We start from the raw sequence: 14,155 nt of genomic DNA on the forward strand, positions 1-14,155 counted from the left end.
CAAACAAAAACGGGCCTTGCGGCCCGTTTTTTTATGCGTTCTGACGCCACCATTCGGCGAGCAGAATACCGGTTGCCACTGACACGTTGAGGCTTTCAACGTTGCCGGTGCCACCAATCGACAGGCTGAGATCGCCCTGCTGGAAAGCGCTGTCTGACAGACCTTCGCTCTCCTGACCCAACACCAGCACCATTTTGGCAGGCAGCTCAGCTTTCGCCAGCGGTGTGCCTTCGTGGCTTGAGGTGGTAACGATGGTGTAACCCGCTTTACGGAACGCTTCCAGGCCATCGGCAAAGCTTTCGCCGCTGATTGCCTGTACGTGTTCAGCGCCACCTTCGGCGGTACGTACTGCCGCACCTGACTCCAGCAGCGAAGCATCATTCACCAGCAAACCTTTCACACCGAAGTGCGCGCAGCTACGCATAATGCCGCCAAGGTTGTGCGGGTTGCTGACATCTTCCAGTGCCAGCACGCAATCTTTGGTGGGGGCCTTGGTCAGCCACTCGGTAACCGGCATGCCCATACGTTTTTTGATGATGAAGCACACGCCACCGTGGTGTTCAGTACCTGAAGCTTTGGTCAGCTCAGCATCTTCAACCACATGATAGGCTTTGCGGTTGGCCGCCAGCCAGCGCAGGGTTTCACGGAAACGCGGTGTTACGCTCTGAATAAACCAGGCACGCACGATGCTTTCCGGACGGCTCAGGAACAGCGCCTGACAGGCATTTTCACCGTAGACGCGCGTCTCTTCCTGACGCTGACGGCGAATCTGCTCGGGATCGATGACCGGCTTATTCGCGACATCATCCAGTTGGCTATCATCCGCGACCGGCGGACGAGAAACGGTGCGCCACGGCGAATCACCGAAGCTGCGGTTGTCGTCACCACGATCGTCACGACGACCAAAGCTGCGACCGCGTTCGGTATTACTCGCACCGCGCGGTGCCGAGCTGCGTGCGCCGCTACGGCCACCTTCTTCATTATTACGTGCACCGCTGCGAGGACCAGAACGACGATTATCTTCCTGGCGCGCAGCAGGACGGCCGCCTTTGCCGGTACGGGGATTCGGCTTTTGACCACTCTCCTCATCACGTACGTACATCACTTTTACCTTGCCGCTTTTGCCTTTAAATTCGTCGTTCATCTGTTCCTCCAGCATTGAGAGCGCGAAGATTACCTGATGTGTCGGTGCTTAGCTATCAACTATTGAACCTATTGGGCAATCCAGATTGAGCATAGCACTCAACCTTTTCATAATGTCCGGCAATCATCAGATTTACAGGTCCGGGTTGAGGTAAATATGAATACAGTTTGTGCCTCCTGTCAGGCAACCAACCGCGTGCCCGAGTCGCGCATGGCTGATGGAGCAAAATGTGGTCGTTGCGGCGGCGAGCTATTCAACGGTGAAGTCGCCAACGCGACCGCAGCCACGTTGGATAAGTATCTGCAAGACGATCTGCCGGTGGTGATCGACTTCTGGGCGCCGTGGTGCGGCCCGTGCGTTAACTTCGCACCGGTGTTTAAAGATGTCGCCGACGAGCGTCGCGGCAAGGTGCGCTTCGTGAAAGTGAATACTGAAGCCGAACCGGCGCTTAGTTCGCGTTTCCGCATTCGCAGCATTCCTACTATTATGCTGTTCAAGAACGGCGAGATGGTCGACATGCTGAACGGCGCAATGCCGAAAGCGCCCTTCAACGAGTGGCTCGACGAATCGCTGTAAACCGCTGATGGCCAGCCGCGAGCTGGCCTTCCTTATTACCTTTCCCGGCTAATTCCATTACACTGGCGTTTTTTCTCCTGCCTGCGAATTTATGTTTGAAAATGCCGTTCTGCGCTTACGTGCGCAACGTTTAGCGCGCGCCACGCGCCCGTTTCTTGCGCGCGGTAATCGTGTCATTCGTTGCCAACGCTGCCTGCTGCCGCAGAAAAACTGTCTGTGTGCCACCATCCAGCCTCAGCAAGCGCGCAGTCGCTTCTGTCTGGTGATGTTCGATACCGAGCCGATGAAGCCGAGCAATACCGGAAGGTTAATTGCCGATGTGCTGCCGGACACCGAGGCGTTTGGCTGGTCACGCACCGAGCCGGATGCCGCGCTGCTGGCGGCGGTGAAGAACGCGCATTATCAGCCGCTGGTGGTTTTCCCGGCGTCTTACGCAGATGCCGATCGCGAAGTGCTCACTAGCCCGCCGCTCACCGGCAAACCGCCGCTGTTTATTATGCTCGACGGCACTTGGACGGAAGCGCGCAAGATGTTCCGCAAAAGTCCGTGGCTGGATGCGTTGCCGGTGATGTCGCTCAACGTGTCTGCGCCCTCGCGCTACACGCTGCGCGAGGCCCACGGCGAAGGCCAGCACTGCACCGCCGAAGTTGCTGCCGCGCTGCTGGAACAGGCCGGGGATCTCGCCGCCGCCGCAGAATTGCAGCACTATTTCGCCCGCTTCCGTCATGCTTATCTGGCGGGGAAACCGCATCATCCGATTCATGCTCTGGAAGAAGCATTGAGTAGCGGAATCTGAAGCTGGCTCTCAGCCTGCGATCGGTGAATCGGCACGCGCGCTAAAAAGCGTTTACAATCATGCCAATCTTGATAGCAGGAGCGGATGATGAGCCAACGCGGACTGGAAGCGCTGTTACGACCTAAATCAATCGCGGTAATCGGTGCGTCAATTACACCGGGGCGCGCCGGCTACTTTATGATGCGTAACCTGCTGGCCGGTGGATTTAGCGGTCCGGTATTGCCGGTGACGCCGAAGTATAAAGCGGTGAGCGGCGTGCTGGCCTGGCCGGATATCGCCAGCCTGCCCTTCGCGCCCGATCTCGCCATCATCTGTACCCACGCCAAACGTAATCTCGAACTGCTGCAACAATTGGGCGAAAAAGGCTGTAAGGCCTGTATTATTCTCTCGGCGCCATCCAGCCAGTTGGAAGAGCTGAAAGCCTGCGCCAGTCAGTGGCAAATTCGCCTGCTTGGGCCCAACAGCTTAGGTTTGCTGGCGCCGTGGCAAGGGTTGAATGCCAGCTTCTCGCCGGTGCCGATTGCTAAAGGTCGCATTGCTTTTATTTCGCAATCCGCCGCGGTTTCTAACACCATTCTCGACTGGGCGCAGCAGCGTAACCTCGGTTTCTCATGGTTTATCGCCTTGGGTGATAGCCTGGATATCGACGTTGATGATCTGCTGGATTTCCTCGCGCGCGACGGTAAAACCAGCGCCATTCTGCTCTACCTCGAACACCTCAGCGATGCGCGTCGCTTTGTTTCCGCTTCGCGCAGCGCCTCGCGTAATAAACCGATTCTGGTGATAAAAAGTGGTCGCAGCCATCAGGCGCAGGCGATGATCGGTACTCACAGCGGACTGGACGCTGCCTGGGATGCGGCGATTCAGCGCGCCGGTTTACTGCGCGTACAAGATACGCATGAACTGTTTACGGCGGTTGAGTCGCTGAGCCATATGCGTCCATTACGCGGCGATCGACTGATGATCATCAGCAACGGCGCGGCCCCGGCGGCGCTGGCCCTGGATGAACTGTATGCGCGCAACGGTAAGCTGGCGACGTTAAGTGACGAAACCTTGCAGGCGCTGGCCACCCTGCTGCCAGAAGGCGTTGGCCGCGGCAATCCGCTGGATTTGAAAGATGACGCGACACCAGCGCGCTATGTCGCCTGCATTGAACGGCTGCTGGATAGCCATGAACTTGATGCACTGATGATCATTCATGCGCCAAGCGCCGTTTCACCTTCGAGCGAGACCGCCGAGCAGATTATCGCTGCGGTTGCCAAACATCCGCGTGGCAAGCAGGTTACTTTGCTGACGAACTGGTGCGGCGAATACTCTTCGCAGAGTGCACGACGCGCGTTTACTCAGGCTGGCATTCCCACCTGGCGCACACCGGAAGGTACCGTTACCGCTTTCATGCATCAGGTGGAATATCGCCGCAACCAGAAGCAACTGCGTGAGACGCCCGCGCTGCCGATTGGTTTGACGCAGAACAGCGCGCAGGCGCATCAGCTGATTCAGCAAGCGCTGGATAAAGGCATCACTACGCTGGACACCCACGAAGTGCAGCCGGTGTTGCAAGCTTATGGCCTGGCGACGCTGCCCACCTGGATTGCCAGCGACAGCGCCGCGGCTGCCAGCATCGCCGATCAGATTGGCTATCCGGTCGCGCTCAAGCTGCGTTCGCCGGATATTCCGCACAAGTCCGAGGTACAAGGCGTCATGCTGTATCTGCGCAGCGCCGCAGAGGTGGAACAAGCGGCTGAAGCCATTTTTGATCGCGTGCGTGAAACCCATCCACAGGCGCATGTTGATGGTTTGCTGGTGCAGAGTATGGCGAATCGCGCCGGAGCGCAGGAGTTGCGTGTGGTGGTCGAACAGGATCCGCTGTTTGGTCCTATCATCCTGCTGGGCGAAGGCGGCGTGGAGTGGCAGCCCGACAAGCAAGCCGCCGTGGCTTTGCCGCCGCTGAATATGACGCTGGCGCGCTATCTGGTGATTCAGGCGATGAAAAGCGGCAAAGTCCGCAGCCGTAGCGCGTTGCGACCACTGGATATCACCGGGCTTAGCCAGCTGTTAGTGCAGGTTTCAAACCTGGTGGTCGATTGTCCGGAGATTCAGCGCCTGGATATTCATCCGCTGCTGGCATCAGCCGACGAATTCACGCTGCTGGATGTCACGCTGCAGCTGGCGCCTTTTAATGGTGATAACGAAACACGGCTGGCGATTCGTCCTTACCCGCATCATCTTGAAGAGCAGGTGCAGCTGAAAAATGGGCAATATTGTCTGTTTCGCCCGATCCTGCCGGAAGATGAACCGCAGCTGCGCGCTTTTATCGCCCAGGTAACGAAAGAAGATCTCTACTATCGTTACTTCAGTGAAATCAATGAATTCACCCATGAAGATTTGGCGAATATGACGCAAATTGATTACGACCGCGAAATGGCGATTGTCGCTGTACGGCAGCACAACGGCGTCGACGAGATCATTGGCGTAACACGTGCGATCTCCGATGCCGATAATATCGATGCTGAATTCTCCGTGCTGGTGCGGTCTGACCTAAAAGGCTTGGGCATGGGCAGGCGCTTACTGGAGAAGATGATTCGCTATACGCGCGATCATGGCCTGCAACAATTGAACGGTATCACCATGCCAAATAATAGCGGCATGATCACGCTGGCGCGAAAGCTCAATTTTCGCGTGAATATTCAACTGGATGATGGCATTGTCAGCCTGAATTTGCCGCTCGGTGATGTCATCAGCTAACCTGTACAGAAAGGTAAAATTCCTCCTCTACAGGTCGGTTGATGGTATTATTTACCGTTAGGATCATGATTTGATGGCAAAAGGCCATGCAATGAACAGAGAAGAAGTGCACTGTGATGTTGTCTAAATTTAAACGTAATAAACACCAACAACACCTCGCACAGCTGCCTAAACTGTCACAATCCGTGTCGGATCTGACGACGCTTTACTCGCCTGCCGAGTTTCGCGAAACCCTGCTGACGAAAATTGCCGCAGCAGAAAAGCGTATCTGTATCACCGCGCTGTATCTGGAGAATGATGACGGCGGTCGGGGAATAATGCAGGCGCTGTACGCAGCGCGTCAGGCACGTCCGGAGCTGGATGTCTGTATTCTGGTTGACTGGCATCGTGCGCAGCGTGGTCGTATTGGCGCTGCTCGCGGCGTGACCAACGCTGACTGGTATTGCGAAATGGCGACTCAGCACCCGGATATCGCTATTCCGGTTTATGGCATTCCGGTTAACACCCGCGAAGCGCTCGGTGTGCTGCATCTGAAAGGGTTTATCATTGATGATACGCTGCTCTACAGCGGCGCGAGCTTGAACGATGTCTATTTGCATCAGCATGATAAATACCGTTATGACCGTTATCAGCTGATCCGCAATCCACAGCTTACCGATACCATGTATGCGTGGATCTGCGAAAATCTCAAGGATTCCGATGCGGTTAACCGGCTCGATAAAACTGAGCGCCCTTCCAGCCCGGAAATCAAAAACGAAACACGTCAGTTCCGTCAGGAGCTGCGCAGCTTTAACTATCAGTTTACCGGCAATGCAGATAATGATTGCCTTGCCGTCACGCCGTTGGTTGGCTTGGGCAAACGTAGCCTGCTGAACAAAACCATTTTCCATTTGATGCCCTGCGCTGAGCGCAAGCTGACGCTGTGTACGCCCTATTTTAACCTGCCGGCCATTCTGGTGCGTAACCTGATTCATTTACTGCGTCAGGGTAAAGAAGTTGAAATCATCATTGGCGACAAAACGGCGAATGACTTCTACATCCCGCCAGAACAGCCGTTTAAGATTATCGGGGCTCTGCCTTATCTTTATGAGATTAACCTGCGTCGCTTCCTGAGCCGTTTGCAGTATTACGTCAATAATGGTCAGCTGACGGTACGCTTGTGGAAAGATGGCGAAAACAGTTATCACCTGAAAGGCATTTGGGTGGATGACGAATGGATGATGATCACCGGTAATAACCTCAATCCACGCGCGTGGCGACTGGATCTGGAAAATGCGGTGCTGATTCACGATCCTCTCAATCAATTGGCCGAGCAGCGTGAAAAAGAGCTGGCGCTGATTCGTGAGCATACTTCCGTGGTGCAGCATTATCGCGAGCTGGAAAGTATCTCCGATTATCCGGCAAAGGTGCGCAAGCTGATTCGTCGCCTGCGCCGTATTCGCATCGATCGCTTGATTAGCCGTCTGCTTTAGCCGATGCGTGCGCCTATCCTCTGCGTGGTTTTGCTGTGTAGTGGATGTGCGCATGTCGCTCAGGATAACTGGACCGGCAAAGACAAAGCGCAACACTACTTCTCTTCTGCTGTTCTGGCTGCTGCAGGAAGCGAGATTTCTCAGCATCAAAATCACAGCCGCGGGCAGAATTTGCGTTTCGGCTTTTTGTTTTCGTTGAGTTTCGGTGTGGGGAAAGAGTTATATGACAGCCGCTCAGCGGGGAGCGGCTGGAGTTGGAAAGATCTTAGCTGGGATGTCGCCGGCGCCGCCAGCGGTATCGCACTGTGGAATCTCAGTCAGTAACTACAGCGCAATCCCCTTCCCTTTGCGATGCAGCATCAGCGATACCAGGAATGCTAAAGCGCCCATTGCCGAAACATACCAGAAGAAGCTGGTTTCAATACCTTCCCTTTTCAGCAGTAAGGCTACGTACTCTGCTGAACCACCAAAAATAGCATTCGCCACCGCATAGGAAAGCCCAACGCCCAGCGCGCGGACTTCCGGCGGGAACATCTCTGCTTTCAAAATGCCACTGATAGCGGTGTAGAAACTGGTGATGATTAGCGCCAGCATGATCAAGGCAAATGCCAGCCAACTGCTTTGCACATTTTGCAGCAATAGCAGAATAGGTACCGTACAGATAGCTGCCCCGGCACCAAAAATCATCATTGAGGCACGACGACCAATCTTGTCTGACAGTGCGCCAACTATCGGCTGAATCAACATGAATACCAATAAGCAACCGGTCATTAATCCACTGGCACTGCGCGCATCCATCCCGGCAGTATTTACCAGATATTTTTGCATGTAGGTGGTGAAGGTATAGAAGCTTAGCGAGCCGCCTGCGGTAAACCCCAGCACCATCAGAAATGCGCGGGTGTGATTGCGCAGTAATCCCGTAATGCTGCCGGCGTCACGATGTTCACGGTGTTTTTTCTCTGAAGTTTCGTTGAGAGAACGACGCAACCACAATGCCACCACAGCGAGCGCCGCCCCGAGGAAGAACGGAATACGCCAGCCCCAGCTGCGAAGTTCTTCATCGCTGAGAATTTGCTGTAAGACTACAACGGTAAGCACCGCTAACAGTTGGCCGCCGATGAGCGTCACATATTGGAAAGAGGCATAAAATCCTTTTCGTCCTTCCAGTGCTACTTCGCTCATATAAGTGGCGCTGGTACCGTATTCCCCACCAACCGATAATCCCTGAAACATACGTGCCAGCAGAAGAATAACAGGCGCGGCCAGGCCAATTTCTCCGTAGCCCGGTAGACAGGCGATCACTAATGATCCCAGACACATCATGCACACTGAGATCAGCATTGAGGCTTTGCGACCGTGGCGATCGGCAATATAGCCAAATAACCATCCGCCAATCGGACGCATCAGAAAACCAGCTGCGAAGACGCCTGCTGTTTGCAGCAACTGGGTGGTGGTATCACCGCTTGGAAAGAATACATGGGCAAAATAGAGTGAGAAGAAGGAGTAGACGTAGAAATCGAACCATTCGACTAAATTGCCAGATGATGCGCCGACAATCGACCAGATGCGCTTTTTACTGTCGGCTGCCGTTTCAGATATAGCCACTTTTTGTTGTTGTGAGTCAGTCATGCTTACCTCTTTTCCTTGCGAAGAATTAGCGCCAAAGGATTGAGTAAAGCATCTATTAACTGGTTGCGGGAATTGTCTCTATTCCTGGAGTACAAAATGTGATTGCCGCGGAGTTTTTAGTGCAATTTATTACTGATTTTCATGCAAATTCAGCCATCTGCCGGCTTTAATTCGCTATATGCAGACGTAAAAAAGCCCCGGACTTTCGTCCGGGGCTTCTTCACTATTTGATGCCTGGCAGTTCCCTACTCTCGCATGGGGAGGCCCCACACTACCATCGGCGCTACGGCGTTTCACTTCTGAGTTCGGCATGGGGTCAGGTGGGACCACCGCGCTAAAGCCGCCAGGCAAATTCTTTGTGCTCCGTCCTGCGTCTTTTACGCTGCTGCCGCGTTAGCTGCGTTCGCGCCGCTCAGTCACATACCTCAGTATGCTCCTTCACGTCGTCTCGCTTGCCGCCTTGCTTCAGCGCAAAATCCTTCGGACTCTCGTCCGCAGAACAAAGCTGTATTCTTTATCCGGTAAAACAAGCTGAAAATCCGGTCTCTCGGACCAAAACGCCTCTGGCGTTGTAAGGTTAAGCCTCACGGGTCATTAGTACCGGTTAGCTCAACGCATCGCTGCGCTTACACATCCGGCCTATCAACGTCGTAGTCTTCAACGTCCCTTCAGGACTCTCAAGGAGTCAGGGAGAACTCATCTCGGGGCAAGTTTCGTGCTTAGATGCTTTCAGCACTTATCTTTTCCGCACTTAGCTACCGGGCAGTGCCATTGGCATGACAACCCGAACACCAGTGGTGCGTTCACTCCGGTCCTCTCGTACTAGGAGCAACCCCCCTCAATTCTCCAGCGCCCACGGCAGATAGGGACCGAACTGTCTCACGACGTTCTAAACCCAGCTCGCGTACCACTTTAAACGGCGAACAGCCGTACCCTTGGGACCTACTTCAGCCCCAGGATGTGATGAGCCGACATCGAGGTGCCAAACACCGCCGTCGATATGAACTCTCTTGGGCGGTATCAGCCTGTTATCCCCGGAGTACCTTTTATCCGTTGAGCGATGGCCCTTCCATTCAGAACCACCGGATCACTATGACCTGCTTTCGCACCTGCTCGAGCCGTCACTCTCGCAGTCAAGCTGGCTTATGCCATTGCACTAACCTCCTGATGTCCGACCAGGATTAGCCAACCTTCGTGCTCCTCCGTTACTCTTTGGGAGGAGACCGCCCCAGTCAAACTACCCACCAGACACTGTCCGCAGCCCGGATTACGGGCCTACGTTAGAACATCAAACATTAAAGGGTGGTATTTCAAGGTTGGCTCCACGCAGACTGGCGTCCACGCTTCAAAGCCTCCCACCTATCCTACACATCAAGGCTCAATGTTCAGTGTCAAGCTATAGTAAAGGTTCACGGGGTCTTTCCGTCTTGCCGCGGGTACACTGCATCTTCACAGCGATTTCAATTTCACTGAGTCTCGGGTGGAGACAGCCTGGCCATCATTACGCCATTCGTGCAGGTCGGAACTTACCCGACAAGGAATTTCGCTACCTTAGGACCGTTATAGTTACGGCCGCCGTTTACCGGGGCTTCGATCAAGAGCTTCTCCTTGCGGATAACCCCATCAATTAACCTTCCGGCACCGGGCAGGCGTCACACCGTATACGTCCACTTTCGTGTTTGCACAGTGCTGTGTTTTTAATAAACAGTTGCAGCCAGCTGGTATCTTCGACTGCCTTCAGCTCCATCCGCGAGGGACTTCACCTACCGACAGCGTGCCTTCTCCCGAAGTTACGGCACCATTTTGCCTAGTTCCTTCACCCGAGTTCTCTCAAGCGCCTTGGTATTCTCTACCTGACCACCTGTGTCGGTTTGGGGTACGATTTCGTGTTACCTGGAGCTTAGAGGCTTTTCCTGGAAGCAGGGCATCAGTTACTTCACCACCGTGGTGGCTCGTCGTCACGCCTCAGCCTTAAGATACCCCGGATTTACCAAAGATATCAGCCTACACGCTTAAACCGGGACAACCGTCGCCCGGATAACCTAGCCTTCTCCGTCCCCCCTTCGCAGTAACACCAAGTGCAGGAATATTAACCTGCTTCCCATCGACTACGCTTTTCAGCCTCGCCTTAGGGGTCGACTCACCCTGCTCCGATTAACGTTGAACAGGAACCCTTGGTCTTCCGGCGAGCGGGCTTTTCACCCGCTTTATCGTTACTTATGTCAGCATTCGCACTTCTGATACCTCCAGCATGCCTCACAGCACACCTTCAACGGCTTACAGAACGCTCCCCTACCCAACAACACATAGTGTCGCTGCCGCAGCTTCGGTGCATGGTTTAGCCCCGTTACATCTTCCGCGCAGGCCGACTCGACCAGTGAGCTATTACGCTTTCTTTAAATGATGGCTGCTTCTAAGCCAACATCCTGGCTGTCTGTGCCTTCCCACATCGTTTCCCACTTAACCATGACTTTGGGACCTTAGCTGGCGGTCTGGGTTGTTTCCCTCCCTCTTCACGACGGACGTTAGCACCCGCCGTGTGTCTCCCGTGATAACATTCTCCGGTATTCGCAGTTTGCATCGGGTTGGTAAGCCGGGATGGCCCCCTAGCCGAAACAGTGCTCTACCCCCGGAGATGAGTTCACGAGGCGCTACCTAAATAGCTTTCGGGGAGAACCAGCTATCTCCCGGTTTGATTGGCCTTTCACCCCCAGCCACAAGTCATCCGCTAATTTTTCAACATTAGTCGGTTCGGTCCTCCAGTTAGTGTTACCCAACCTTCAACCTGCCCATGGCTAGATCACCGGGTTTCGGGTCTATACCCTGCAACTTAACGCCCAGTTAAGACTCGGTTTCCCTGCGGCTCCCCTATACGGTTAACCTTGCTACAGAATATAAGTCGCTGACCCATTATACAAAAGGTACGCAGTCACCCCATTAAAGAGGCTCCCACTGCTTGTACGTACACGGTTTCAGGTTCTGTTTCACTCCCCTCGCCGGGGTTCTTTTCGCCTTTCCCTCACGGTACTGGTTCACTATCGGTCAGTCAGGAGTATTTAGCCTTGGAGGATGGTCCCCCCATATTCAGACAGGATACCACGTGTCCCGCCCTACTCTTCGAACTCACAGAATGTGCACTTTCGTGTACGGGACTATCACCCGGTATCGTGCGACTTTCCAGACGCTTCCACTAACGCACAAACTGATTCAGGTTCTGGGCTGTTCCCCGTTCGCTCGCCGCTACTGGGGGAATCTCGGTTGATTTCTTTTCCTCCGGGTACTTAGATGTTTCAGTTCCCCGGGTTCGCCTCGCAACACTATGTATTCATGTTGCGATGATGCACTGGGTGCACCGGGTTTCCCCATTCGGACATCGTCGGCTGTAGCGGTTCATATCACCTTACCGACGCTTTACGCAGATTAGCACGTCCTTCATCGCCTCTGACTGCCAGGGCATCCACCGTGTACGCTTAGTCGCTTAACCTCACAACCCACAGGCGTTTTGCAACGCGCGCAGACTGCAAGCATTTGAGAGACTCGAACATATCGCCGCTTCATTCTTATTACGGAGAATGAAGACGATACGTCGTTTCAATTTTCAGCTTGTTCCGGATTGTTAAAGAGCAATAACTTCGCAATGTACCCGAGGATACATTCTGAAGTTAGTTATCAACGTGGGGTCGTTGATGGTGGAGCTAAGCGGGATCGAACCGCTGACCTCCTGCGTGCAAGGCAGGCGCTCTCCCAGCTGAGCTATAGCCCCATAGAGTTTTTGTAAAACGCGTGCTTACCAGGAGAATTCTTTCACAGACAAGGCGTGACGACGCGAAGCATACTGAAGTATGCGGGCTATCGGCACAACGCGGAAACTGGAAGAATTTGGTAGGCCTGAGTGGACTTGAACCACCGACCTCACCCTTATCAGGGGTGCGCTCTAACCACCTGAGCTACAAGCCTGCAGGCGTTTTACGCTCTTCTTTAATTTCATCAGACAATCTGTGTGAGCACTTCGCGGGAAGGTATCTTCAGGTAAGGAGGTGATCCAACCGCAGGTTCCCCTACGGTTACCTTGTTACGACTTCACCCCAGTCATGAATCACAAAGTGGTAAGCGCCCTCCCGAAGGTTAAGCTACCTACTTCTTTTGCAACCCACTCCCATGGTGTGACGGGCGGTGTGTACAAGGCCCGGGAACGTATTCACCGTAGCATTCTGATCTACGATTACTAGCGATTCCGACTTCACGGAGTCGAGTTGCAGACTCCGATCCGGACTACGACGCACTTTATGAGGTCCGCTTGCTCTCGCGAGGTCGCTTCTCTTTGTATGCGCCATTGTAGCACGTGTGTAGCCCTACTCGTAAGGGCCATGATGACTTGACGTCATCCCCACCTTCCTCCAGTTTATCACTGGCAGTCTCCTTTGAGTTCCCGGCCGAACCGCTGGCAACAAAGGATAAGGGTTGCGCTCGTTGCGGGACTTAACCCAACATTTCACAACACGAGCTGACGACAGCCATGCATGCAGCACCTGTCTCAGAGTTCCCGAAGGCACCAAAGCATCTCTGCTAAGTTCTCTGGATGTCAAGAGTAGGTAAGGTTCTTCGCGTTGCATCGAATTAAACCACATGCTCCACCGCTTGTGCGGGCCCCCGTCAATTCATTTGAGTTTTAACCTTGCGGCCGTACTCCCCAGGCGGTCGACTTAACGCGTTAGCTCCGGAAGCCACTCCTCAAGGGAACAACCTCCAAGTCGACATCGTTTACGGCGTGGACTACCAGGGTATCTAATCCTGTTTGCTCCCCACGCTTTCGCACCTGAGCGTCAGTCTTTGTCCAGGGGGCCGCCTTCGCCACCGGTATTCCTCCAGATCTCTACGCATTTCACCGCTACACCTGGAATTCTACCCCCCTCTACAAGACTCCAGCCTGCCAGTTTCGAATGCAGTTCCCAGGTTAAGCCCGGGGATTTCACATCCGACTTGACAGACCGCCTGCGTGCGCTTTACGCCCAGTAGTAATTCCGATTAACGCTTGCACCCTCCGTATTACCGCGGCTGCTGGCACGGAGTTAGCCGGTGCTTCTTCTGCGGGTAACGTCAATTGCTGTGAAGCTATTAACTCCACCGCCTTCCTCCCCGCTGAAAGTACTTTACAACCCGAAGGCCTTCTTCATACACGCGGCATGGCTGCATCAGGCTTGCGCCCATTGTGCAATATTCCCCACTGCTGCCTCCCGTAGGAGTCTGGACCGTGTCTCAGTTCCAGTGTGGCTGGTCATCCTCTCAGACCAGCTAGGGATCGTCGCCTAGGTGAGCCATTACCCCACCTACTAGCTAATCCCATCTGGGCACATCCGATGGTGTGAGGCCCGAAGGTCCCCCACTTTGGTCTTGCGACGTTATGCGGTATTAGCTACCGTTTCCAGTAGTTATCCCCCTCCATCGGGCAGTTTCCCAGACATTACTCACCCGTCCGCCACTCGTCACCCGAGAGCAAGCTCTCTGTGCTACCGTTCGACTTGCATGTGTTAGGCCTGCCGCCAGCGTTCAATCTGAGCCATGATCAAACTCTTCAATTTAAGTTTGATTTGCTGAAACCAGTTCAGCGATGCTCATCTGTAAAACGTCATAATGAATTTCATTATGTGTTCACTCGTGAGGCTTTGATATTTTTTTGCGTCCGGAGACGCGGATATCAATCCTGCGAGTGCCCACACAGATTGTCTGATAAATTGTTAAAGAGCGTTGCGAACAGCGACTGAACCGTCTGTCGCGAGGTGGCGTATACTACGC

General features: G+C 54.1%; 7 protein-coding genes, 2 tRNA genes and 3 rRNA genes. 5 read left to right on the forward strand and 7 right to left on the reverse strand.

All coding sequences use genetic code 11. From position 1 onward, the window contains the following. Positions 1 to 31 precede the first annotated feature (31 nt). Positions 32 to 1,144, reverse strand: coding sequence for a tRNA/rRNA methyltransferase (locus P6287_RS14905; RefSeq protein WP_137386321.1), 1,113 nt, complete (start codon positions 1,142 to 1,144; stop codon positions 32 to 34). Positions 1,145 to 1,300: 156 nt separating this feature from the next. On the opposite strand from P6287_RS14905, the gene trxC reads away from it, so the two are divergent. The 5 genes from trxC to P6287_RS14935 all read left to right on the forward strand — a co-directional run bounded on the left by trxC (position 1,301) and on the right by P6287_RS14935 (position 7,057). Next, positions 1,301 to 1,720 carry a thioredoxin TrxC gene (gene trxC / locus P6287_RS14910; protein WP_110868290.1) on the forward strand — a complete coding sequence of 140 codons (420 nt, stop codon included), beginning with the start codon at positions 1,301 to 1,303 and terminating at the stop codon, positions 1,718 to 1,720. Between the two features lie 91 nt (positions 1,721 to 1,811). After that, positions 1,812 to 2,516, forward strand: a complete 705-nt coding sequence (locus tag P6287_RS14915; RefSeq protein WP_110868291.1) for a tRNA-uridine aminocarboxypropyltransferase — start codon at positions 1,812 to 1,814, stop codon at positions 2,514 to 2,516. 87 nt (positions 2,517 to 2,603) lie between these two features. Beyond that, entirely contained in the window at positions 2,604 to 5,261 is a 2,658-nt protein-coding gene (locus tag P6287_RS14920) for a bifunctional acetate--CoA ligase family protein/GNAT family N-acetyltransferase (protein WP_192411948.1), read from the forward strand. Between the two features lie 116 nt (positions 5,262 to 5,377). Beyond that, entirely contained in the window at positions 5,378 to 6,733 is a 1,356-nt protein-coding gene (gene pssA / locus P6287_RS14930; protein ID WP_101763429.1) for a CDP-diacylglycerol--serine O-phosphatidyltransferase, read from the forward strand. 3 nt (positions 6,734 to 6,736) lie between these two features. Continuing rightward, on the forward strand, positions 6,737 to 7,057 hold the full coding sequence (locus P6287_RS14935; RefSeq protein ID WP_101763428.1) for a YfiM family lipoprotein: 321 nt from the start codon (positions 6,737 to 6,739) through the stop codon (positions 7,055 to 7,057). On the opposite strand, the gene P6287_RS14940 is transcribed toward P6287_RS14935, so the two are convergent. The 6 genes from P6287_RS14940 to P6287_RS14965 all read right to left on the reverse strand — a co-directional run bounded on the left by P6287_RS14940 (position 7,058) and on the right by P6287_RS14965 (position 13,941). Further along, positions 7,058 to 8,362 (reverse strand): MFS family transporter, encoded by a 1,305-nt coding sequence (locus P6287_RS14940; RefSeq protein WP_277973995.1) that lies wholly within the window; start codon positions 8,360 to 8,362, stop codon positions 7,058 to 7,060. Between the two features lie 232 nt (positions 8,363 to 8,594). Next, a 5S ribosomal RNA gene (gene rrf / locus P6287_RS14945) occupies positions 8,595 to 8,710 on the reverse strand. A gap of 225 nt (positions 8,711 to 8,935) precedes the next feature. Continuing rightward, positions 8,936 to 11,846: ribosomal RNA gene (locus P6287_RS14950) — 23S ribosomal RNA — on the reverse strand. Positions 11,847 to 12,049: 203 nt separating this feature from the next. Next, positions 12,050 to 12,125, reverse strand: a tRNA-Ala gene (locus P6287_RS14955). A 117-nt stretch (positions 12,126 to 12,242) separates the two neighbouring features. Next, positions 12,243 to 12,319: transfer RNA gene (locus tag P6287_RS14960), tRNA-Ile, on the reverse strand. Between the two features lie 73 nt (positions 12,320 to 12,392). After that, positions 12,393 to 13,941: ribosomal RNA gene (locus P6287_RS14965) — 16S ribosomal RNA — on the reverse strand. Together the 16S, 23S and 5S rRNA genes with 2 tRNA genes alongside form the textbook arrangement of a ribosomal RNA operon. Between the last annotated feature and the right edge of the window lie 214 nt (positions 13,942 to 14,155).

Source organism: Pantoea sp. X85 (assembly GCF_029623675.1).
GTDB classification, from domain to species: domain Bacteria; phylum Pseudomonadota; class Gammaproteobacteria; order Enterobacterales; family Enterobacteriaceae; genus Pantoea; species Pantoea leporis.

Excerpts from the sequence above, each read along its gene's own strand:
- P6287_RS14905 (WP_137386321.1), bottom strand. The coding sequence starts at position 1,144 with ATGAACGACGAATTTAAAGGCAAAAGCGGCAAGGTAAAAGTGATGTAC.
- trxC (WP_110868290.1), top strand. The coding sequence starts at position 1,301 with ATGAATACAGTTTGTGCCTCCTGTCAGGCAACCAACCGCGTGCCCGAG.
- P6287_RS14915 (WP_110868291.1), top strand. The coding sequence starts at position 1,812 with ATGTTTGAAAATGCCGTTCTGCGCTTACGTGCGCAACGTTTAGCGCGC.
- P6287_RS14920 (WP_192411948.1), top strand. The coding sequence starts at position 2,604 with ATGAGCCAACGCGGACTGGAAGCGCTGTTACGACCTAAATCAATCGCG.
- pssA (WP_101763429.1), top strand. The coding sequence starts at position 5,378 with ATGTTGTCTAAATTTAAACGTAATAAACACCAACAACACCTCGCACAG.
- P6287_RS14935 (WP_101763428.1), top strand. The coding sequence starts at position 6,737 with ATGCGTGCGCCTATCCTCTGCGTGGTTTTGCTGTGTAGTGGATGTGCG.
- P6287_RS14940 (WP_277973995.1), bottom strand. The coding sequence starts at position 8,362 with ATGACTGACTCACAACAACAAAAAGTGGCTATATCTGAAACGGCAGCC.